The sequence below is a fragment of the Mycobacterium sp. 5-140-3-2 genome (genome assembly GCF_035666375.1).
Lineage (GTDB): Bacteria > Actinomycetota > Actinomycetes > Mycobacteriales > Mycobacteriaceae > Mycobacterium > Mycobacterium intracellulare.
This window is the reverse complement of the sequence record NZ_CP142025.1, coordinates 2189850-2211815: the sequence shown is the minus strand read 5'-3', so window position 1 is coordinate 2211815 and position 21966 is coordinate 2189850. Positions and strand designations below refer to the sequence as shown.

21 protein-coding genes are annotated in these 21966 nt (G+C 68.7%); 13 read left to right on the top strand and 8 right to left on the bottom strand.

Going from position 1 to position 21966, the window contains the following annotated elements; all coding sequences use genetic code 11:
• Window positions 1-121 precede the first annotated feature (121 nt).
• On the top strand, window positions 122-1507 hold the full coding sequence (locus tag P6281_RS10525; protein ID WP_324738870.1) for an FAD-binding oxidoreductase: 1386 nt from the start codon (window positions 122-124) through the stop codon (window positions 1505-1507).
• A gap of 14 nt (window positions 1508-1521) precedes the next feature.
• Here P6281_RS10525 and P6281_RS10520 read toward each other — a convergent pair whose 3' ends face one another.
• Together P6281_RS10520 and P6281_RS10515 are read right to left on the bottom strand one after the other, a co-directional pair.
• Complete coding sequence (locus P6281_RS10520; protein WP_201408985.1) at window positions 1522-2175, bottom strand: carboxymuconolactone decarboxylase family protein; 654 nt, start codon at window positions 2173-2175, stop codon at window positions 1522-1524.
• 2 nt (window positions 2176-2177) lie between these two features.
• Window positions 2178-2579 (bottom strand): nitroreductase family deazaflavin-dependent oxidoreductase, encoded by a 402-nt coding sequence (locus P6281_RS10515; protein WP_201359203.1) that lies wholly within the window; start codon window positions 2577-2579, stop codon window positions 2178-2180.
• 85 nt (window positions 2580-2664) lie between these two features.
• Here P6281_RS10515 and P6281_RS10510 point away from each other — a divergent pair, with 85 nt between their 5' ends.
• Window positions 2665-3249, top strand: a complete 585-nt coding sequence (locus P6281_RS10510; protein ID WP_201408984.1) for a TetR/AcrR family transcriptional regulator — start codon at window positions 2665-2667, stop codon at window positions 3247-3249.
• 236 nt (window positions 3250-3485) lie between these two features.
• Here the strand turns inward: P6281_RS10510 and P6281_RS10505 are convergent, their stop codons facing one another.
• Window positions 3486-4151: a TetR/AcrR family transcriptional regulator gene (locus P6281_RS10505; protein ID WP_201408983.1), complete on the bottom strand. Its 666-nt coding sequence runs from the start codon at window positions 4149-4151 to the stop codon at window positions 3486-3488.
• A 120-nt stretch (window positions 4152-4271) separates the two neighbouring features.
• Here P6281_RS10505 and P6281_RS10500 point away from each other — a divergent pair, with 120 nt between their 5' ends.
• Window positions 4272-5582 (top strand): cytochrome P450, encoded by a 1311-nt coding sequence (locus tag P6281_RS10500; RefSeq protein WP_201407504.1) that lies wholly within the window; start codon window positions 4272-4274, stop codon window positions 5580-5582.
• Window positions 5583-5585: 3 nt separating this feature from the next.
• Here the strand turns inward: P6281_RS10500 and trxB are convergent, their stop codons facing one another.
• On the bottom strand, window positions 5586-6578 hold the full coding sequence (gene trxB, locus P6281_RS10495) for a thioredoxin-disulfide reductase (RefSeq protein WP_014941746.1): 993 nt from the start codon (window positions 6576-6578) through the stop codon (window positions 5586-5588).
• A 291-nt stretch (window positions 6579-6869) separates the two neighbouring features.
• Between trxB and P6281_RS10490 the strand changes: the two genes are divergently transcribed.
• Entirely contained in the window at window positions 6870-8537 is a 1668-nt protein-coding gene (locus P6281_RS10490) for a nitrite/sulfite reductase (RefSeq protein WP_201407413.1), read from the top strand.
• Window positions 8534-9250, top strand: coding sequence for a sirohydrochlorin chelatase (locus P6281_RS10485; protein WP_324738869.1), 717 nt, complete (start codon window positions 8534-8536; stop codon window positions 9248-9250). Before P6281_RS10490 ends, P6281_RS10485 begins: the two co-directional genes overlap by 4 nt.
• Window positions 9251-9352: 102 nt before the next feature.
• On the opposite strand, the gene P6281_RS10480 is transcribed toward P6281_RS10485, so the two are convergent.
• On the bottom strand, window positions 9353-10294 hold the full coding sequence (locus P6281_RS10480) for a LysR family transcriptional regulator (RefSeq protein ID WP_014379885.1): 942 nt from the start codon (window positions 10292-10294) through the stop codon (window positions 9353-9355).
• Between the two features lie 224 nt (window positions 10295-10518).
• Here P6281_RS10480 and fdxA point away from each other — a divergent pair, with 224 nt between their 5' ends.
• Both fdxA and P6281_RS10470 read left to right on the top strand, forming a co-directional pair.
• Window positions 10519-10845, top strand: coding sequence for a ferredoxin (gene fdxA, locus P6281_RS10475; RefSeq protein WP_008255784.1), 327 nt, complete (start codon window positions 10519-10521; stop codon window positions 10843-10845).
• Window positions 10846-10889: 44 nt separating this feature from the next.
• The gene (locus tag P6281_RS10470; protein WP_014379884.1) at window positions 10890-12164 is read left to right on the top strand and encodes an alpha/beta hydrolase; all 1275 of its coding nucleotides are present in this window, start codon (window positions 10890-10892) and stop codon (window positions 12162-12164) included.
• Between the two features lie 19 nt (window positions 12165-12183).
• On the opposite strand, the gene P6281_RS10465 is transcribed toward P6281_RS10470, so the two are convergent.
• On the bottom strand, window positions 12184-12618 hold the full coding sequence (locus P6281_RS10465) for a protease inhibitor I42 family protein (protein ID WP_020415603.1): 435 nt from the start codon (window positions 12616-12618) through the stop codon (window positions 12184-12186).
• A 147-nt stretch (window positions 12619-12765) separates the two neighbouring features.
• Here P6281_RS10465 and P6281_RS10460 point away from each other — a divergent pair, with 147 nt between their 5' ends.
• The 6 genes from P6281_RS10460 to P6281_RS10435 all read left to right on the top strand — a co-directional run bounded on the left by P6281_RS10460 (window position 12766) and on the right by P6281_RS10435 (window position 20076).
• Window positions 12766-14370: a Na+/H+ antiporter gene (locus P6281_RS10460; protein ID WP_014379881.1), complete on the top strand. Its 1605-nt coding sequence runs from the start codon at window positions 12766-12768 to the stop codon at window positions 14368-14370.
• Between the two features lie 33 nt (window positions 14371-14403).
• Window positions 14404-15582 carry an AAA family ATPase gene (locus P6281_RS10455; RefSeq protein ID WP_008255771.1) on the top strand — a complete coding sequence of 393 codons (1179 nt, stop codon included), beginning with the start codon at window positions 14404-14406 and terminating at the stop codon, window positions 15580-15582.
• 206 nt (window positions 15583-15788) lie between these two features.
• The gene (locus P6281_RS10450; protein WP_014384464.1) at window positions 15789-16421 is read left to right on the top strand and encodes a TetR/AcrR family transcriptional regulator; all 633 of its coding nucleotides are present in this window, start codon (window positions 15789-15791) and stop codon (window positions 16419-16421) included.
• Window positions 16414-17940 (top strand): FAD-dependent monooxygenase, encoded by a 1527-nt coding sequence (locus tag P6281_RS10445; protein WP_014384463.1) that lies wholly within the window; start codon window positions 16414-16416, stop codon window positions 17938-17940. The genes P6281_RS10450 and P6281_RS10445 overlap by 8 nt, the downstream gene beginning before the upstream one ends.
• An 89-nt stretch (window positions 17941-18029) precedes the next feature.
• Window positions 18030-19169, top strand: coding sequence for a glycosyltransferase (locus tag P6281_RS10440; RefSeq protein WP_014384462.1), 1140 nt, complete (start codon window positions 18030-18032; stop codon window positions 19167-19169).
• Window positions 19170-19227: 58 nt separating this feature from the next.
• Window positions 19228-20076: a sulfurtransferase gene (locus tag P6281_RS10435; RefSeq protein WP_014941741.1), complete on the top strand. Its 849-nt coding sequence runs from the start codon at window positions 19228-19230 to the stop codon at window positions 20074-20076.
• A gap of 1 nt (window position 20077) precedes the next feature.
• Here the strand turns inward: P6281_RS10435 and P6281_RS10430 are convergent, their stop codons facing one another.
• On the bottom strand, window positions 20078-21334 hold the full coding sequence (locus tag P6281_RS10430) for a cytochrome P450 (RefSeq protein ID WP_202284806.1): 1257 nt from the start codon (window positions 21332-21334) through the stop codon (window positions 20078-20080).
• Window positions 21331-21906, bottom strand: a complete 576-nt coding sequence (locus P6281_RS10425; protein ID WP_202284804.1) for a TetR/AcrR family transcriptional regulator C-terminal domain-containing protein — start codon at window positions 21904-21906, stop codon at window positions 21331-21333. Before P6281_RS10425 ends, P6281_RS10430 begins: the two co-directional genes overlap by 4 nt.
• Between the last annotated feature and the right edge of the window lie 60 nt (window positions 21907-21966).

Sequence of the window (21966 nt, the reverse complement as noted above, 5' to 3'; positions counted from 1 at the left end):
ACGTGCGCAGGCTCACGCGTGTCGCAACCGCACGGCAGCGCCGCCCGCAACTACGGTGCGCCGCCGTCCCCCACACCCCGATACAGTGAGTGGCTGTCCGACGGGAGAAGGTGGGCCTTCGATGACCGACATGGCAACGCGGTTCGCGACGATCGTCGGCGCGCACCACATCCTAACGGGCGACGCCATCTCCGACGACTACGCACACGACGAGGTGCTGACCAAGCCCCCGCAACGACCCGCGTACCTGGCCAAGCCCGCGACCGCCGACGAGGTGGCACAACTGCTCAGGGCCGCCACGGACAACCACGTGCCGGTGACGGCCCGCGGCTCGGGAACCGGCCTGTCGGGCGCGGCGATCCCCCGCGCCGACGGCCTGCTGATCTCGTTCGAGCGCATGAACGCCGTGCTCGAGGTCGACGTCACCAACCAGGTCGCCGTCGTCCAGCCCGGCGTGACGCTCACCGCACTGGACGCCGCGACCGCCGGCACGGGGCTGCGGTACATGGTCCACCCTGGCGAGCTGTCCTCCAGCGTCGGCGGCAACGTCGGCACTAACGCCGGCGGCATGCGCGCGGTCAAATACGGCGTCGCCCGCCACAACGTGCTCGGCTTGCAGGCGGCGCTGCCCACCGGCGAGATCATCCGCACCGGCGGCAAGATCGCCAAGGTCTCCACCGGCTACGACCTGACCCAGCTCATCGTCGGCTCCGAGGGCACCCTGGCGCTGGCCACCGAGGTGATCGTCAAGCTGCATCCGCGCCTGGACCACAGCGCCACCGTGCTCGCGCCGTTCGCCGACTTCGACCAGGTCATGCAGGCGGTGCCGAAGATCCTCGCCAGCGGCCTGGCGCCCTACATCCTGGAATACATCGACAACGTGACGATGGCCGCGCTGGTCCATACCCAGAACCTGGAGCTCGGCGTTCCCGACGACGTCCGCGACAGCTGCCAGGCCTATCTCGTTGTGGCGCTTGAGAACCGGACCGTGAATCGGCTGGACGAGGATGTCGAGACGACAGGTGAGCTGCTCGCCGAGCTGGGGGCCGTCGACGCCTATGTGCTCGACGGCGGCGCGGCGCGCAAGCTGATCGAGGCCCGCGAGAAGGCGTTTTGGACGCTCAAGGCGCTCAACGCCGACGACCTCATCGACGCCGTCGTGCCGCGCGGCGCGATGCCGAAGTTCCTGTCCGCCGCACGCGATCTGGCGACGGCGGCCGGCGGTGCCGCGGCGGGATGCGGGCACGCCGGCGACGGCAACGTGCACCTGGCCATCTTCTGTCCGGACGCGGTGACGCGGAAGAAGCTGTTGACCGACATCTTCGCGCTGGCAATGGAATTGGGTGGAGCGATCTCAGGCGAGCACGGCCTCGGCCGCGCCAAGGCCCCGTACTTCGTCGAGCTCGAGGATCCCGTCAAGGTGGACCTGATGCGCCGCATCAAGGCCAGCTTCGACCCGGCCGGGATCCTCAACCCCGACGTCGTGTTCGCTTCGGGCGACGCGTAATCCCGCTCGACGCTTTAGCCCACTAGCACGTCGTCAAGCGCCCGCAGGGCCGCCGCGGCGCGCCCGATGCCGTACTCGGCGCAGAAGCGAATCACGTCACGGACGTCGTCGGCGCTGAGACCGGCGTCGAGCGCGAGTTCGACGTGCCGGCGTAGGGACTCGTCGAGATCCTGCTGGCCGACATCGGAGGTCAGCGCCATGATGGCGCGCTCGCGCCTGCTCAACAGGTCCTCCGACCACGCCCGGGACAGCTGCCAGTCGACGAATTCGGCGGTCCATTCGTCGGCGATATCGAGGCGCCCCGCGGCGTCGTTCACCGCGCCGGGCTCGGGCTGTTCACCGAGATCGCTTGTGTCCAATCCGATCTCGGCCGCGATCTCGGTGAGACGGGCCAGCGCGTCCGCCGCCGCGGGATAACCCGAGTACGGGGCGACGAACCGGATCGCGGCCAACAATTCGGCGTAGGTAAGACCGTGCATCGTCGCCGCCGTGACGTGCATCCGGAAGGCCAGGCCCAGATGGGCGCGGCAGATGTCGAGCGTCACGGTCTGCAGCAGCTTTTCGCGAACGCTCGTCCCCGGCAGCCCGAACGTGAACGCGCCCACCTCGAGTCCGAGCTTCTCGAATTGCGGATCCAGTTCCCCCAGCGGGCTGCTCGGCAGGTCCATCGTCAACGCGCCGTTGCTAGTTGGTTCACGATGTCGAGGCGGAGGAACTCCGGCGCCTTGATCACCCTGCGCAGCATGAACCGGATGAACGCCGGCATGTCGGTCGCGTCCTCGTCGCGGAACACGACCGGGGCGCCGAGCTGATACCGCCGCCTCCGGGTCTGTAGTTCGCAGCCCCCGGCGGCGAGAACGTTGCGCACCCAATCGGTTTCGGGGCCGTACGTCAGCGCGATCACAAATCCGTTGTGGCGGCGGAAAGCCCACAGCGGGGTGCGGAAGGTGCGCCCCGATTTACGTCCGCGATGGACGACGATTGCCCATCCCGGCGCCCACGGGGCGATGTACTTGGTGAACCGATTGAGGCCGATCTTGTTGGCCCGGGCAACCCATCGCGGTGCTGGCATCTCCTTAACTCCTCACTTGGGGAATTTATGGATCGAGGCTAACGCTGCAGCATCCGGAAGTCAACGACTGTAGAATTTCTGGATTGTGCCCCCCATTGGACGACGCCCGGGCAACCCCGACACCCGGAACGACATCGTGGCGACCGCTCGCCGGCTGTTCGCCGAATCGGGATACGACAAGACCTCGGTCCGCGACATCGCCGCCGGCGCCGGCGTCGACCCGGCGCTGATCCGGCACTATTTCGGCAGCAAGGCCGAGCTGTTCCGGTCCACCATGGGGTGGCCGTTCGACCCGGCCGAGGTCAGCGCGCGCATCGCCGGCGGCGATCGCGAGGAAATCGGCGCGCGCCTGACGCGGGTGTTCTTCGAAGCATGGGAGCGGCCGGACTCGCGCGCTTCCCTACTGGCAATCCTGCGGGGCGCCGCCACCCACGACGAGTCGGCCGCCCTGGTGCGTCAGTTCATTCAGGGCCAGCTGTATCCGCAGATGGCCAAACTGCTGACGGGATCGGATGCACAACTGCGTGTCGATCTGGCCATGGGCCAACTCCTGGGCATCGCCTACTTGCGCCACGTCCTGCAGGTCGAACCGATCGCGTCCGCTCCAGTGGACGAACTCATCGGGCGGGTCACCCCGATCGTCACCGCGCATCTCACGCCGCGGGATTAGGCGACCTCGGGACGTCGCGGGCCGGTGATCCGGGGCCGACGCGGGGCGGTATTCCGGTGCGACGCCGGGCGGTATTCCGGTGCCACCGCGGTCCGGACGACCATACGAAGTGCCCACCTCCGAGCGACAACACACTGCCGCGCATCGCGTTTGTCGCTCGGAGGTGGGCAAAAGATATGTCGTCTCGCGGAGAGACGAAAGTGGCGCATGTGACTCACCGGGCCACCGACAGCCGACTAGCTCGGCCCGGTGACCATCGGCATCAGGTAGTTGCGCACGTAGGTGCGGGTGTCGTCAATGGTGGCCAGGTTGATGCCGGTGTGCGGGGTGACGATGAATGACAGCGTCAGCCGGGTGTGCAGTTCGGCAACGGTGCGCAGGTGGCGCTCCTGAGCCGCCGTGGTTTTCGACGTGCCGTAGAGCGCGGCGCGCAGCAGCCCCATGGCGTGCTCGGTGGCGAAGTCGAGAATGGCGCCCGCGTCGATGGTCAGGCTGGGCAGAATCGTTTCGGGCTCGGTGCGGAGCAGCTTCTTGAGCAAGGCGTGTTCGCGCATGAACGTCACCGAGAACAGCGTGCTGTAGACCATGCGATCTTCGAGTGTCGCGCCACGCGCCCAGGCCTGCGCGTCGCCCTCGAGGAAGCGGCGCGCCTCGGCCAGCACGACGGCATCGACGAGCGCCGCCTTGGTCGGGAACCGCCGATACAGGGTGGCGCGCCCGACGCCGCTGCGCCGCGCGACATCTTCCATGGTGGTCCGGCGCATCCCCACCAGCTCGGCCTGTTCGGCGGTGGCAGCCAGGATGCGGGCAGTGATCTCGTCGGGGTTGTCGACCTGCGCAAGCACGACGGGATCGGGCTCGGTGAGTCGCCGCACGAACTCCGCCGTTCGCGTCGAGGTCACGAATCCCTCCTTGCCCGCTCGTCGCGATCGTCGTATCGTAGCCATCGGAACATGCGAGACATTTAGGGTCTCATTGTATCGCAGGGTGCAAGCGGGGTTGATATTCCGGGAGGGATCCGTATGCGTGTCGGACTCAGGGCCCGGTGGGGGGCCATGCACGGCGTGCCGCGGGCGTACTTCGCCGTTCAGGCCCGCCGCGGCGACCCCCTGGCGCGGCTGCTGCGCAGCGGAACGGCCGATGACCGCTATGCGCTGATGGAGCAGATCCGGGCGCGCGGACGCGTGGTGCGCTCCCCGTACGTGTGGGCCAGTGTCGACCATGCCGTGTGTCGACAAATTCTGCGGGACAAGCGCTTTGGTGTCACCGCGCCCAGCGAGATGGAATTGCCCCGCCCGCTGAAGGCGCTCATCGCCAAAACCGACCCCGGCGTGGCCAACCCGGTCGAACCACCCGCGATGGTGATCGTGAATCCGCCCGATCACACCCGCTACCGGCAACTGGTGGCACAAAGCTTCACCCCGCGCGCGATCGACTCACTGGACACCCGAGTCGCCGATGTGACGATGGAGTTGATTGAGCGCATCGCCGCCACACCGCAGCCCGATTTGATCGCCGACTTCGCGATGCAACTGCCGGTCGCTATTATCGCCGAAATCCTTGGCCTGCCGCCTGATTCGTATCCGCGCATGCTGGGGTGGGGCCGCAGCGGTTCCCCGTTGCTGGATATCGGGATCGACTGGAAGACCTACCGCGACGCCATCGACGGGCTGCGCGGCGCCGACGATTACCTGCTCGAGCACCTCCACAGACTGCGCGCCGGCCAGAAGAGCGACAATCCGTTCGGCCGCATGGCCGCCGACGGCTCGCTGACCGACCGCGAACTCACCGCCAACGCCGCGCTGATCGTCGGCGCGGGCTTCGAGACGACGGTGAACCTGATCGGCAACGGCATCGTGCTGTTGCTGCAGCACCCCGAGCAGTTGGCCCTGCTGCACGACAATCCGGACCTTTGGCCCTCCGCGGTCGAGGAGATCCTGCGGTTCGCCAGTCCGGTTCAGATGACCGCGCGCACCCCGAACTGCGACGTCGAAATCGCCGGGGCCCACATCGCGTCGGGCGACATGGTCGGACTGTTCCTCGGCGGCGCCAACCGCGACCCGAAGGTGTTCATCGAGCCAACGACTTTCGATATCACCCGGGCCAACGCGCGCGACCACCTCGCGTTCGCATCCGGCATCCATGCCTGCCTCGGTGCCGCCCTGGCCCGCATCGAGGGAGCGACCGCCCTGCGCGCACTGTTCGAGAGTTTTCCCGATCTGCGCCTGACGGCTCCCCCACAACCGCGAGGGCTGATCAACTTGCACGGATACACCCGGCTGCCGGCCCAACTCGGCGGTCGCAGAACGACTTCCGCCAAACTTCCCGTCTAAACCTCAGTTACGCAACGGTTCTCGACCGATAGCCGGCGTCACGGACGCGTCCACGTCGGTTTCCTCGTGGTCGGCGAGCCAGCGTTCGGCGTCGATGGCGGCCGAACAGCCGCTTCCGGCGGCGGTCACGGCCTGGCGGTAGGTGCGATCCACCAGATCACCGGCGGCGAACACCCCCTCGATCGAGGTACTGGTGGTGCGGCCACGCACCAACACATACCCGTCCGCGTCGGTCTCGAGCACCTCGCGCACCAACTCCGAACGCGGGTCATGCCCGATCGCCACGAACACCCCGCTCACCGCCAACGTCGACTCCGCACCGCTCACCGTGTCACGCAACCGCAACCCCGTCACCGTCTCGGCACCCTCGACCGCCTCGACCGCCTTATTCGTCACAAACGTGATCTTGTCGTTGGCCCGGGCCCGCTCCAACATGATCCGCGACGCCCGGAACTCCTCACGGCGATGCACCAACGTCACACTGCGGGCAAACCGGGTCAAAAACGTGGCCTCCTCCATCGCCGAATCCCCACCACCGATCACCGCGATGTCTTGATCCTTGAAAAAGAACCCATCACAGGTCGCACACGAGCTCACCCCACGCCCCAGCAACTCCTGCTCACCGGGCACCCCCAAATAGCGGGCCGCCGCCCCCATCGCCAAAATCACCGCCCGCCCCCGAACGGTGTCCCCCTCGCTGGTGGTCACCGACTTCACCGCGCCCTCCAGCGACACCGATTCGACGTCTTCCATGCGCAGATCAGCACCAAACCGCAACGCCTGCTCACGCATCTGATCCATCAACTCCGGACCCATGATCCCGTCGCGAAAACCCGGATAATTCTCCACCTCGGTCGTCGTCATCAACGCCCCACCAAACGACGTCCCCTCAAACACCACCGGCGCCAACTGCGCCCGCGCCGCATACAACGCCGCGGTATACCCAGCAGGACCCGAACCAATAATGATCACGTCATGGATGTCGGAGGAGCTCATAAGCGGCCACACTACTGTGAGTCCGGCCAATCCCTCTGGCCGCCAAGGCAACGCCGTGAAGCAGCGCACACAACGCGAGGTTGTGCCCTCACAACGTCTGACCTCTACTGACGTCGGCGCGACTCGTGCACTATGGAAATCGCGCCCCGTGGGTCCAATGACGAACCTGCGGGTGCCCACAGACCCAACATCATCGCGAATGCCCGGTAGCCGAGAAGGCCCGCAGCCCGCCTCCGGCCGCACGCCGCCAATCTGAGCCGCCGCGACGAAGTTCGCGAAGGAGCAACGCATATGACCACCGCACGTCCCGTCAAGACCCGCAACGAGGGTCAGTGGGCGCTGGGGGATCGCGAACCCCTCAACGACACCGAGAAGATCAAGAACGACGACGGGCCGCTGAACGTCCGCGACCGCATCATCAACGTCTACTCCAAGCAGGGCTTCGACAGCATCGACAAGTCCGACCTGCGCGGACGGTTCCGCTGGATGGGCCTCTACACCCAGCGCGAGCAGGGCTACGACGGCAGCTGGACCGGCGACGAGAACACCGACAAGATCGAAGCCAAGTACTTCATGATGCGCGTCCGCTCGGACGGCAAGGCGATGACGGCGCACACGATGCGCACGCTCGGCCAGATTTCGACCGAATTCGCCCGCGACACCGCCGACATCAGCGACCGCGAAAACCTGCAACTGCACTGGGTCCGCATCGAGGACGTCCCCGAGATCTGGCGGCGCCTCGACTCCGTCGGGCTGCAAACCACCGAGGCCTGCGGCGACTGCCCGCGCGGCATCCACGGTTCGCCGCTGGCCGGCGACTCGCTCGACGAGGTGCTCGACCCGTCGGCCGCGATCGACGAGATCGTCCGCCGCTCGCTGAACAACCCCGAGTACGCCAACCTGCCGCGCAAGTACAAGACCGCGGTCTCCGGACTGCAGGACGTCTCCCACGAAACGCACGACATCGCGTTCGTCGGCGTCCACCACCCCGAACACGGCCCCGGCCTGGACCTGTGGGTGGGCGGCGGCCTGTCGACCAACCCGATGCTGGCCCAGCGGCTCGGCGTCTGGGTTCCCCTGAACGAGGTGCCCGACGTCTGGGAGGCCGTCACCCAGCTGTTCCGCGACTACGGCTACCGCCGGCTGCGCGCCAAGGCCCGGCTGAAGTTCCTGGTCAAGGACTGGGGCGTCGAAAAATTCCGCGAAGTCCTCGAAGAGGAATACCTCAACCGCCGGCTGATCGACGGCCCGGCCCCCACGCCCGTCAAGCACACCATCGACCACGTCGGAGTGCAGCGAATCAAGAACGGCCTCAACGCCGTTGGCGTCGCACCGATCGCCGGCCGCGTGTCGGGCAACACCCTGTCGGCCGTGGCCGACCTGATGGAGAAGGCCGGTTCCGACCGGGCGCGATGGACCCCGTTCCAAAAGCTGGTCATCCTCGACGTCGCTGACGACAAGGTCGACGAACTGGTGGCGGGGCTGGACGCGCTCGGGTTGCCGTCGCGGCCGTCGTCGTGGCGCAAGAACACCATGGCGTGCACCGGGATTGAGTACTGCAAGCTGTCGTTCGCCGAAACCCGGGTCCGCACCCAGACTTTGGTGCCCGAGCTCGAGCAGCGCCTGGCCGACGTCGAGTCGCGACTGGACGCGCCGATCAGCGTGCACCTCAACGGCTGCCCGAACTCGTGCGCCCGAATCCAGGTCGCCGACATCGGGTTCAAGGGCCAGTGGATCGACGACGGTGACGGCAATTCGGTCGAGGGCTTCCAGGTGCACCTGGGCGGCGGCCTGGGTGAGCAGAGCGGCTTCGGCCGAAAACTGCGACAGCACAAGGTCACCAGCGCCGAGCTGGGCGACTACATCGACCGGGTGACCCGCAAGTACCTCGAAAAGCGTGACAGCGGTGAGGCTTTCGCGTCCTGGGCGCTGCGCGCCGAGGAGGACGACCTGCGGTGAGCACGCTCGTCCTCACCGCGCACGGCAGCCGCGACCCCCGGTCGGGTGCCAACGCCGAAGCCGTGGCCGACCGCCTGAAGCGGATGCGGCCGGGCCTCGACGTGCGGCTGGCGTTCCTCGAGCTCAACGCCCCGAACTTCGTCGACGTGCTGGCCGGCCTGCCGGACAGCCGCCGTGCCGTCGTGGCCCCGTTGCTGCTGGCCAGCGCGTATCACGCGCGCCTGGACATCCCCGAACAAATCGCCCGCGCCGGCGCTGAGGGCATCCGGCAGGCCGACGTGCTCGGCGAGGACGACCGTCTTGTCACCGTCCTGCGCGAGCGTCTGACCGAGATCGGCGTGTCGCCCCTCGACGACGATCTCGGGGTGCTAGTCGTCGCGATCGGCTCGTCGAACCTGGCCGCCAATGCCCGCACCGCGAAGGTGGCGTCGCGGCTGGCCGCCGGCACCCGATGGGCCGGCGCCGCAACGGCGTTCGCCACCCGGCCCGAGGCGTCGGTGGCCCGGGCCGCCGACCAGTTGCGCCGCCGCGGCGCGCGCCGGCTGGTGATCGCGCCGTGGTTCTTGGCGCCGGGATTCATCACCGACGGCGTGTCAACCTTCGCCCGCGACAACGGCATTCGGATGGCCTCCCCGCTGGGCGCGCACCCGCTGGTTGCCGAGACCGTCCTCGACCGCTACGACGAGGCGCTGGCCGACGACGCCGCGGCCTGAGCTTTTCCCGCCCGCGCCGCCCCTTCCCTTCCCGCCGAACGTCGAGTTGTTGCGGCAAAACGCCCGGAGACGCCGCAACAACTCCACGCTCGGCCAAGCGTCCTACGCCGTCGTGCGGTTGATGATGTGACTCAACAGGTCGCGGATCGCCCCGGCCGGCGGAGTACGCCCGCCGACCCAGATGGCCCGAAACTTGCGGCGCAGATCCAGCTTTGGGATGTGGACCGCGTACAGACGCCCGACCGCCAGGTCGTCGGCCACCGCCAGCCGGCTCATCGCCGCCGGGCCCGCGCCGGCCAGGACGGCGGCGCGCATCGCCGCCGACGAGGTCAACTCCAGCACGGGTGCGGCTTGCTGCATGTCCTCCCCGAGCACCTGGCGCAGCGCCGCCGCCAGCGAATCGCGGATGCCGGAATGGAGTTCGCGGGACACCAACGGCGTCTGCGCGAGTTCGCGCGCGGTCACGATCCGCGACCGTCGGGCCCACTTATGGTCCGGCGGGACGACGATCACCAGCTCGTCCTCCCCCACCACGCAGCTGCCCAAACCCTTTGGTGTACCGGGGTTTTCGACGAACCCGAGGTCGGCGGAGCCGTCGCGCACCGAGGCGATCGCGTGGTCACTGTTGGTGGCGGTCAGGATGACCTGCGGCGCGGTGTCGCCGCGCCGCGCCGCATCGGCCTGCAGGGACAGCAACCAGTGCGGCATGAGTTGCTCGGAGATCGTCTGGCTGGCCGACACCCGGATGCGTTCGCGGCCTTCCTTGCGCAGCGAGCCCAGCCCGGCGTCGACCTCGTGGGCGACGTCGAGCAGGCGAGTCGCCCAGTCCGCGACGATCAGGCCCGCGGGTGTCAGTTGCGAGCCGCGCGTGGTCCGGACGGCCAGGGTGACGCCGATCTGGGCCTCCATGGTGGCCAGGCGCCGGGAGATCGCCTGCTGGGTCAGCCCCAGCTCGCGCGCGGCCCGGCCGAGGCTGCCCGTCTCGGCGATCGCCAAAAACGCCTCGAACGAGGCCAGTTCGGGCAGCCGCGGGCTGAGTGGCATGGTGCAGCGCTCACAATCAAATCGTGTGACCACAACTATAGCTTGTGACACCACAACGCCAGACCTCTACTCACGCCCCGCGCGGGCCGGAAGCATGGGAAACATTGCCGCCCGAAAGGGCCGGTGAGCCGCGCGGATGCCGCCGCGCTAAATTAGCCAGCCTGACCGAGTTGCTGCGGCCCGCAGCCGGCTGACCCCGCTAGCCAGACGGAAGGACAACATTCGTGGCCTACGTGATCGCCGAACCCTGCGTCGACATCAAAGACAAGGCATGCATCGAGGAATGCCCCGTCGACTGCATCTACGAGGGCGCCCGGATGCTCTACATCCACCCCGACGAGTGCGTGGACTGCGGCGCCTGCGAGCCGGTGTGCCCGGTCGAGTCGATCTTCTACGAGGACGACCTGCCCGACGAGCACAGCGGATACCTGCAGATCAACGCCGACTTCTTCGCCGAGCTCGGCTCGCCCGGCGGAGCCGCGAAGGTCGGGCTGACCGAGAACGACCCCGCCCCGGTGAAGAACCTCGAGAGCAGGGCAGAGGCGTCGTAGCCTGCTAATCCGAGACGAATCCACCCGTTTCGTAAGGTGAGGCAATGCGGACAGCTCGAATCATCCACCTCACCCGGCAAGTCGGGTCGCTAGCGGTCACCGTGGTGACCGCGGCGTCCACACTCAACGCCTACCGCCCCCTGGCGCGCGGCGGCTACCCGTCGCTGTACTCGTGGATGGTCGGGCTCATCGTCACCGAGTTGCCGCTGCAGACGCTGGTCAGCCAGCTCGGCGGGCTGGCCCTGACGGCACGGCGCCTGACGCGGCCCGTGCGCATCACGGCATGGTTGGTCGCCGGGCTCTCGGCGCTCGGCCTGCTCAACCTGAGCCGCGCCGGCCATCGCGCCAACGTGCCGCTGACCGAGGCGTTGGACAGCGGGCTGGGAGCCGACCGGCTCACCGAGTCGGCGAGCCTGTGGCGCCGGCCGAGCGGCAGCGGCACCGCCAAGACGCCCGGACTCCTACGGATGCTGCGGATCTACCGCGACTACGCCCACGACTCCAACATCAGCTACGGCGAATTCGGCGGCGCCAACCGCCTGGACATCTGGCGGCGCCCCGACCTCGATCCGGCCGGCAAGGCCCCGGTGCTGTTCCAGATCCCCGGCGGCGCCTGGACGACGGGAAACAAACGCGGACAAGCGCATCCGCTGATGAGCCACCTCGCCGAACTCGGCTGGATCTGCGTGGCGATCAACTACCGGCACAGCCCGCGCAATACCTGGCCCGACCACATCGTCGACGTCAAGCGCGCCCTCGCCTGGGTCAAGCAACACATCGCCGAGTACGGCGGCGACCCCGACTTCATCGCCATCACCGGCGGCTCGGCCGGCGGCCATTTGTCGTCGCTGGCCGCGCTCACCCCAAACGACCCGCAATTCCAGCCGGGCTTCGAAGACGTCGACACCCGCGTGCAGGCGGCCGTGCCGTTCTACGGCATCTACGACTTCACCCGGTTCGACAAGTCGCTGCACCCGATGATGCCCGGACTGCTGATCAAGTCGATCATCAAACAAAAGCCCGCGACCCACCGACAGACGTTCGAAACCGCGTCGCCGGTCAACCACATCCATGCCGACGCCCCGCCGTTCTTCGTCCTGCACGGCCGCAACGACTCGCTGGCCTACGTCGAACAGGCGCGCACCTTCGTCGAAAAGCTGCGTCAAACCAGCGCGCAGCCGGTGCTCTACGCCGAATTACCTTTCACCCAACACGCTTTCGACATCTTCGGCTCGGTGCGCGCCGCGCACACCGCGGTGGCCGTCGAGCAATTCCTCGCCGAGATCTACGCCCGACAGCGCCAGGTCGCCGTCGCGTAACCGCTGACGCCACAAGGACTTATCGCACGGTCACGGTCAGCGTATAGACGCACCCCGGCTTGGCGTCCTTCTCCACAAAGCTGTTGTACGTCGCGACGATGGTGGTGGTCCCCGGCCTCATGGCCGCGAACGTCCACGTCTCGGTGCCCGGCGCCCCCAAGGCATCGGAGGCCGGCGGCACGAACTCGTGACTGAGCTGCCTGATGATCGCCGAGTCGCCGATCTTGGTGTCGGGCGTCCACCGGTAGGGCGTGGTGTAGTTCGAACCCAATTCCACGACCAACGTGTTGCCGACGTCGAGGGTGATGCTCTGGTTGATCTCGCTCTGGGTCAGCACTTTGGTCATCGGGACCTGGAGGGTCTTGGTCGACGGCGGATTCCTGGACGCGAAATGGCAGCCCACCACCGACGACAACATGAGCACGGCGACTGTTGCCAGCAGCCTCACCTTCACCAGGTCCCCCTTCAATTCCGCTCCGGAGCCTATCGGTCTGATCCAGACCGAAGATAGGCGCCGACGCCATCGTGCGTGACCGGGCGGGCCGTCAGACGTCGAGCGGCCCGCGCAGCCACCGACCGCGTCATCCGGCAGGATGGGCTGGTGTTTGGCCTCGAACTGATCGTCGCCCTGGTGTCCACCGTCATCGTGGGGACGGTCATCGGGCGGCGCTATCGCGTGGGTCCCCCGGTGCTGCTCATCTTGATGGGCGTGCTGCTGGGTCTGGTCCCCCATTTCGGTCATGTGCGGGTCAACGGCGAAATCGTGTTGCTGCTGTTTCTTCCCGCGATCCTGTACTGGGAGGGCCTGAACACCAGCTTCCGCGAGATCCGGGCCAACGCGCGCATCATCGTGTTCCTCAGCGTCGCCCTGGTGATCGCGACCGCGGTGGCGGTGTCGTGGACGGCGCGGGCGCTGGGCATGAATCCGCACGCGGCGGGCGTCCTGGGCGCGGTGCTCTCGCCCACCGACGCGGCCGCGGTCGCCGGCCTCGCGAAGAAGCTGCCACGCCGGGCGCTGACCGTGCTGAAGGCCGAGAGTCTCATCAACGACGGCACCGCCCTCGTCTTGTTCGCCGTCAGCGTCCACGTCGCGATCGGGGGGGCCGCGATCAGCCCACCCGAAGTGACGGCCCGGTTCATCGGCTCCTATCTCGGCGGCATCGCCGCCGGGTTGCTGGTCGGCGGCGCGGTCACGCTGCTGCGCAAGCGAATCGACGCGCCCCAGGAGGAGGGGGCGCTGAGCCTGGTGACGCCGTTCGCGGCGTTCTTGCTCGCGCAATCGATGGAATGCAGCGGGGTGGTCGCGGTGATGGTGTCCGCGCTCGTGCTGGCCTACGCCGGACCCGTGGTCATCCGGGCCCGCTCGCGACTGCAATCCTCGGCCTTCTGGGACATCGCGACCTTCCTGCTCAACGGCTCGCTCTGGGTGTTCGTCGGCGTCCAGATCCCCGGCGCGCTGCGCGGCATCGCCGGCGTCGACGGCGGAATTCGCCACGCGTTGTTCGTCGCGCTGGTGGTCACCGCCGTCGTGATCGTGTCGCGCATCTTCTGGGGCGAGATCACCACGCTGCTGATCCGGCTGATCGACCGGCGTCAGGTCCAGCGCGAACGTCGGGTCAACTGGCGCCAGCGCTTCGTCACCGTCTGGGCGGGGTTCCGTGGGGCCGTATCGCTGGCCGCCGCGGTCGCCGTGCCGATGACGACGCTGAGCGGCGCGCCCTTCCCGGACCGCAGCCTGTTGATCTTCATCGTGACCGTCGTCATCTTGGTGACCGTCCTGGTCCAGGGCAGCACCCTGCCGGCCGTGGTCCGATGGGCGAAAATGCCCGAGGACGCCACCCACGCCGAGGAACTGCAACTGGCTCGTTGTCGGGGGTCCCAGGCCGCGCTCGCCGCGCTGCCGACGGTCGCCGACGAGGTCGGCATCAGCGACGATCTGCGCCGGCGGCTGCAAACCGAATACGAGGAAAAGGCCGCGCTGGTGCTGGCCACCGAGGACGGGTCGACCGACCACCGCATCCTCAAGGGCCGCGAGAAGGTCCGCCAGGTGCGCCTGGGCGTGCTCGAGCACAAGCGCCGGGAAATCACCGCGCTGCGCAACCAGAACCTCATCGACGACATCGTGCTGCGCGAGCTGCAGAACGAGATGGATCTCGAGGAGGTGCAGCTCCTCGCCGCCGCGGCCGACGAGGACGAGGGCGACTAGGGCCAGTCGGTGGCCGACCGTACAGTCGGCCGCATGCTGCAGACCGTCGCGATCCGCGGATATCGCTCGCTGCGCGAGGTGATCCTGCCGCTGGGCCGGCTGTCGGTGATCACCGGCGCCAACGGATCCGGCAAGTCGTCGCTGTATCGCGCGCTGCGGCTGCTGGCCGACTGCGGGCGCGGCGAGGTGATCGGGTCGCTCGCGCGCGAGGGCGGGCTGCAGTCGGTGCTGTGGGCCGGCCCCGAGCAGGTGGCCGGGGCCCGGCGCACCGGCAAGACCGAGGGCACGGTGCGCACCCGGCCCGTGTCGCTCGAAATGGGCTTCGCCGCGGACGATTTCGGATATCTGGTGGACCTGGGCATCCCGCAGTCCGCCGGGAAGTCGGTGTTCGCCCGCGATCCGGAGATCAAACGGGAAGTGTTGTTCGCCGGCCCGGTGCTGCGGCCCAGTACGACGCTGGTGCGCCGGTCGCGGGTGTTCGCCGAGGCCCGCGCGGACTCCGGTGGTGGGTTCGACGAGTTGTCCCGATCACTGCCGTCGTATCACAGCGTGCTGGCCGAATACGCCCACCCGCACGCGCTTCCCGAGCTCGCGGCCGTGCGAGAACGGCTGCGCGGGTGGCGGTTCTACGACGGCTTCCGGGTCGACGGCGGGGCGCCCGCGCGGCACCCGCAGGTCGGCACCCGCACCCCGGTGCTCTCCGACGACGGCAGCGACCTCGCGGCCGCGATCCAGACCATCCTCGAAGCGGGGTTCGACGATCTGGGCCGCGCCGTCGCGGAGGCGTTCGACGGCGCCACCCTCTCGGTGGCCATCCACGACGGGCTGTTCGACCTTCAGCTGCGACAGCGCGGCATGCTGCGCGCGTTGCGCGCGGCCGAGTTGTCCGATGGCACACTGCGTTTCCTGCTGTGGGCCGCCGCGCTGCTGAGCCCGCAACCGCCCTCGCTGATGGTGCTCAACGAACCCGAGACCTCGCTGCACCCGGACCTGGTGGCGCCGCTGGCGTCGCTGATCCGCACCACCGCCGCCAAGACCCAGGTTGTGGTCGTCACACATTCGCGCGTCCTGCTCGAATTCCTGGACGCGGCGCCGATGGGCGAAGACTCCGACGGTGCCATCGAGATCGAGCTGTACAAGGACTGGGGCGAAACGCGCATCGGCGGCCAGACCCTGATCACGACCCCGCGGTGGGATTGGGGCGCGCGCTAGGCGCGCTTGGCTTGGCGTGCTCTCTGCGGCGTTCGCCCCGCCTGCGCGGCGAGTGTGAATCCTGGGCGTTACGAGTTAAACCTGGGCGGGCTTCACCGGCGTGTCGCCGCCGTGGCTTCACTCCGAAAGCCCTCAGTGCACACTCGACGTTAATTGCCTACTAGGCAATATTGCCTAGTAGGCATCTTTTGCGTACGGTGGCGCCTATGTCCGGACTGCGCGAACGCAAAAAGGCCGACACCCGGCGCGCGCTCAGCGATGCCGCGCTGCGCCTGGCTTTCGAGCGCGGGCTGGACAACGTGACGCGCGAAGACGTCGCCAACATGGCGGGCGTCTCACTGCGCACGTTCAACAACTACTTCAGCGGTAAATACGAGGCGCTGGCCTACCGGCAAGCCGAACGCCTGCGTCGCAGCGTCGCATTGCTCCGGGAGCGTCCCGCCGACGAGCCGCTCTGGACGGCGATCGCCCACGCCGTGCTGGAGCCCTTGGAGGACGACTTCGGCGACGTCTACGGCGACGAGAACCGGGCACCCAGCCGCCAGGAACTCGTCGAGGTGCGAAAGCTGCTCATGCAGCCGCAAGTTCGAAACTCGGTGCCGCAGAACCTGTTCGACGAGTTCCTCAGCGTGATCGCCGATCGCACCGGCACCGACCCGAAGCATGACCTGTACCCGCGACTGGTCATGTCCGTCGTGCGGGCCGTCGGCGACGCCGCGGCCGACGCCTATGCATGGGCCGACCCCCCGGTGGCGATCACCACATTGATCCGCTCGGGCTTCGCCGCCGTCGAGGCGGGGCTACCGGAACCCACCAGAAAGAAGGCAGCCCATGGCTGACGAACACGCCGACGTCGTCGTCGCCGGCGCCGGCCCCAACGGGCTGATGCTGGCCTGCGAGCTGGCGCTGGCCGGTATCAGGCCCGTCGTGCTGGACGCCCTGCCCGGCCCCAGCCCCGAGCCGAAGGCCAACGGCCTTGTCGGACAGGTCGTTCGGATGCTCGACATGCGCGGGATGTATCGGGACTTCACCGGTGACGAGGGCCCCCCGCGGCCCAGCCCGGGATGGATGTTCGCGGCCATGCCGCTGATCTTCCCCGAGGGCCGCGACAACCCGATGTACGCGATGCTCATGCCCCAGCCCCGGCTCGTGCGGCTGCTGGAGAAGCGGGCCCGCGACCTCGGCGTGGATGTGCGCTGGGGCCACGAACTCGTCGGGATCGTGCCGGGGCCGGAACCCGTTGCGCTGCACGTCTCGTCACCCGGAAGCGACTACGCCATCGCCGCCGGTTACGCGGTCGGCGCGGACGGCGGGCGCAGCCTGGTGCGCAAGTCCCTGGGCATCGACTTTCCCGGCACCACCTCACCGATGGTCGCTCGGCTGGCCCACGTGCACATTCCCGACCAGTACCGCCGCCCGGACATCGCCAGCATCGAGGTCCCGGGATTCGGTCCGCTTCGCTTCGGGCACAGCCGCTTTGACCGGGGCGGGATGATCTATGCCGAGTTCGAGCCGGGCCGCGCGCTGCTCGGGACCATCGAATTCGGCCCGCCGGTGGACGAGGTGCCGATGAGTCTGGTCGAGTTGCGCGAGAGCGCACGCCGGGTGCTGGGTGTCGACGTTCCGTTCGAGGAGCCGAAAGGCCCCGGGCCCCACGCGCTTCGGCGCATCAACGGACAAAACACCCGGCATGCCGAACGCTACCGGGTCGGCCGCGTCCTGCTGCTCGGCGACGCCGCGCATGTGCACAGCGCGATGGGCGGCCCGGGCCTGAACCTGGGGTTGCAGGACACCATGAACCTGGGCTGGAAGCTGGCCGCCGAGATCAACGGAACGGCGCCGGCCGGACTGCTCGACACCTACCAGTCCGAGCGCCATCCGGTCGGCCAGCGCGTCATGATGCACTCGCTGTCCCAGATCGCGCTCATGGCGCCGGGACCCGAAGTCGCCGCGCTGCGAACGCTGTTGGGCGAGCTGTTCACCTTCCCGGACGCACAAAGGCACATGGCGGCGCTGCTGGCCGGCTCCGACGTGCGCTACGACGTGGGCGACGACCACCCGCTGTCGGGCCACCTCGTGCCCGACCTGACCCTCGATGGCGGCCGACGGGTGGCCGACGTACTCCACGATGGCCGTCCGGTCCTGCTCGACCTCGGCGGCGGCGTCGCGAACGCGGCGCAAGGCTGGGCCGCTCGGGTCGACGTCGTCACCGCAAGTACCGCCGAGCGCCCCGCCGCGGCGATGTTGATCCGGCCGGACGGCTATGTGGCCTGGGCGGCCGACGAATTCGGCAGCACTCACCAAGAGGCGCTGCGCGCGGCGTTGCGGCGCTGGTTCGGGCCGCCGGCCAACGGATAGCGGCACCCGCGAGCGAAATTCATACAGTGTTCAGGCGCGCGTCGGTTCGGCATTGATGTGCGCACACGCGCACCGCGTGTCCTCGCGTTATGCGCGTTGTACAGGTCGCCAATTTCTACGGCCCTCGCTCCGGCGGCCTTCGCACCGCGATCGACCGGCTGGGCGCCGAATACTGCGCGGGCGGTCACGAGGTCTTCTTGATCGTTCCCGGACGGCGCGCCGGGCACGTCCAGCTCTACACCGGCGTGGTCCGAATCACCCTGCCCGCCAGGCTGATTCCCTTCACCGGCGGCTACCGCGCGGTGATGCCGGGTCCCGTCAAGGCCCTCCTGGCAGCGTTGCGGCCCGACGCGCTGGAGGTGTCGGACCGGCTCACGCTGCGATCGCTGGGCCGGTGGGGCCGCGACCACGGTGTCACCACGCTGATGATCTCCCATGAGCGCCTGGATCGCCTTGTGGGCCAGGTGCTTCCGCGCCGGGCCGCGCGGAAGTTCGCCGATGTGGCCAACGCACGCACCGCCGCGAACTACGACACCGTGGTGTGCACCACCGGTTTCGCGCGCGAGGAGTTCGACCGGATCGACGCAAGCAATACCGTCACAATCCCGCTGGGCGTGGATCTGCAGACGTTCCATCCGAGCCGCCACTCGCATCTGGTGCGCCGGCGCTGGGCGGCGCCGACGCAGCTGCTGCTGGTCCATTGCGGTCGGCTCTCGGTGGAAAAACGTGTCGACCGCAGCATCGACGCGCTCGGCGCCTTGCGCCACGCGGGCGTCGACGCGCGGCTCGTGGTCGTGGGCGAGGGCCCGTTGCGGTCCCGGCTGCAGCGCCAGGCCGCGCGCCTACCGATCGACTTCACCGGTTTCGTCTCCGATCGCGAGGTCGTGGCGCAGCTGCTGGCCTCGGCCGACGTGACGCTGGCCCCGGGCCCGCATGAGACCTTCGGGCTGGCCGCGCTGGAGTCGCTGGCGTGCGGAACACCGGCCGTGGTCTCTCGCACGTCCGCGCTGACCGAGATCATCACGCCCGACAGCGGCGCGGCGGCCGACAACGACCCGGCCGCCATCGCGGCCGCGGTCAGCTCCATCGTGGGCCGACCCGAACACCAGCGCCGCGGTGCCGCGCGGCGCCGCGCCGAGGATTTCACCTGGCACCGGGCGGCGGCCGGGATGCTCGCGTCGATGGGCGCGCCCGCCGCTACCGGCGGCGCTTCCGAACGGACGGCATAGCCGCTCACACCGTGCCATTCGCCTGGCTAGTCTCGATGCAGACGACAAGGAGGGGCCAGTGCAAGCACGCGATCGGGTGTTGATCAGCGCCACCGAGTTAGCCGGCGTCATCGACGCCGGCGATCCGGTGAGCGTCGTGGACGTGCGGTGGAGGATCGACGAAACCGACGGGCGCGCGGCGTACCTGGAGGGGCACATACCGGGCGCGGTGTACGTCTCGCTCGAGGACGAACTCAGCGACCACTCGATTTCCGGGCGGGGCCGTCACCCCCTGCCGTCGGGCCGCGACCTGGAGGTCGCCGCGCGCCGCTGGGGAGTCCGGCAGGACACCCTGGTGGTGACCTACGACGACTGGAATCGGGCCGGTTCCGCGCGCGCATGGTGGGTGCTGACCGCGGCCGGACTGGACAACGTCCGCATCCTCGACGGCGGTTTGGCCGCGTGGCGCGCGGCCGGCTACCGCCTCGAGACCGGCCCCGTCGAACCGGCGCCAGGCAATGTGGCTGTGCCGCACGATGATCTGTATGCCGGAAGCCTTCCGACTCTGACGGCCGAGCGGGTGGCCGAGGGCTCGGTGCCGCTACTCGATGCGCGAGCGCCGGAGCGCTACCGCGGCGACGTGGAACCCCTCGACGCCGCCGCGGGCCACATTCCCGGCGCCAAGAACCTTCCCAGTGTCGCCGTCTTGGCGGCCGACGGCACCTTCCTCGACGACGACTCGGTCGCCCGATTGTTGTCCGATCAAGGGATCGAGCGTCACGACACGGTGGGGGCCTACTGCGGCTCGGGCGTCACCGCTACGGTCGCGATCGCGGCGCTCGCCGCGCTGGGCCGAGAGGCCGCCTTGTATCCCGGGTCGTGGTCGGAGTGGAGTTCGGATCCGTCCCGCCCGGTGGAACGCGGCTGAATCACGTTGTGCACGGCAGTCTTTTGATGCCGTGGAAGAACGACGAGCGCAGCCGGTCCGGCGGTCCGGTGACGGCCAGGCCGGGCACGTTCGCATAGAGCTCTTCGAGCATGACGCGCAGTTCGAGCCGGGCCAGTTGTGCGCCGAGGCAGAAGTGCACTCCCCCGCCCCCGAACGCGGCGTGGCCGGCGTCGGGGCGGGTGACGTCGAACTGGTCCGGCCGGTCGAAGACCTCCTCGTCGCGGTTGGCGGACAGGTAGTGCATCAGCACCCAGTCGCCGGAAGGGATTCGCTGCCCGCGGATCTCGACGTCGCGGACCACGGTGCGCCGGAAGTGCATCACCGGGGTCGCCCAGCGCAACAGCTCTTCCACCGCGGGCTTGATCGCCGCGGGATCGCGGGCGAGCAGCGCTTGTTGCTCGGGGCGCTCGGCGAGCGCCAAGATGCCGTGGCTCAGCGTGTTGCGGGTCGTTTCGTTGCCGGCGATGGCCAGCAGTAGGAAGAACTCGTTGAGTTGGTCGCGGTTGAGCTTTTCGCCGTCGACCTCCGCGGCGAGCAGCGCCGACAAGATGTCGTCGGTGAGGCCGTGCTTGCGGCGATGCTCCACCAATTCCCCGCAGTAGGCGAACATTTCGGCCGCGGCCTGGCCCAGTGCTTCCGGCGTGGGGGCGTAGTCGGGATCTTCGATGCCCAGGCTTCCGATGGCGTTGCTCCAGCGGAAGACATCCATCCGGTCCTCGGCCGGAACGCCGAGGACGTCGGCGATCACCTGCAGCGACATCTCGGCGGAAATGTCTGTCACGGCGTCGAATTCGCGCTTGTCGGTGATGGCGGCGACGATGCCGCGCGCCACCTGCCGCATTTTCGGCTCCAGCCGCTGCACGTTGCGGACGGTGAAGCCCTGGTTGATCAGCTTGCGGAAGTGGACGTGACGGGGCGGATCGATGCCGGGCAGCATCGCCGAGTTCGGCCCGGCCTCGGCCTCCACCAGTGTGTTGCCCTTGCTGCTGGTGAAGGTGTCGGTGTCGCGGCTGACCAGGCGCACGTCGGCGTGTTTGGTCAACAGCCACGCCCTGGGCAGCCCGGGCAGCTGCACCGGGTGCACCGGCGAGGCGGCGCGCAGCCTCGTCATCGCCTCGTACGGTGCGCCGGTGACGAAGGTGTCGGGATCCAGCACGGCGGCTGCGTCGCGGTCGGCGGCGGTGTCCAGGTTCTGCGGGACCAGGGATTTCACCAGCGTGGGTTTGGCAATGCTCACAACGGCGCCGATCCGTCCGGTCGCGAGGCCCCGATCCCGGCGATGATCACCTCGAGGCCGGCGCGAAAGTGGTTGGCGGCCTGGCGCTTGCCGCGGTGGGCGGGCCGCGTCTCCTGCAGGCTCACCGAACCCAGCAGGTAGGTGTACAGCACCGAGTGGGCCGCCGCCGCAACCGGTTTGGTGAGGCCCGCCTCGGCGAGCAACATACGGCTGAGCTTGTCGAGCCGACGGGCGGAGTCGCCTCCGCCGCCCGCTTGCAGGACACCCGCGATGCCCGGCACCGACAGGATCACTTCACGGGCCGCGCAATAGAGTTCGGCCAGCCGGGTGTCCCAGGACCCGGTCTCGACGACGGGGATGATCTCGGCCAGCACGGATTCGGCGAGCAGGTCCAGAGCCGCCTGCTTGCCCGGCACGTGGTAGTAGACCGAGGGCACCGCGGCGCCGAGTTCGGCGGCCAGCTCGCGCATCGTCACGCCCTGCACGCCGACGCGGCGGGCCAGGTCGCGCAGCGAGGTCACCACGCGGGCGCGGTCGAGTTCGCCATAGGGCCGGCGCACCGCGGCCGTCATCGCGGCACCCGCTCACCCACGGCGGCGGTTCGACTCCCGCCAGATTCGAGCACTGTTAGA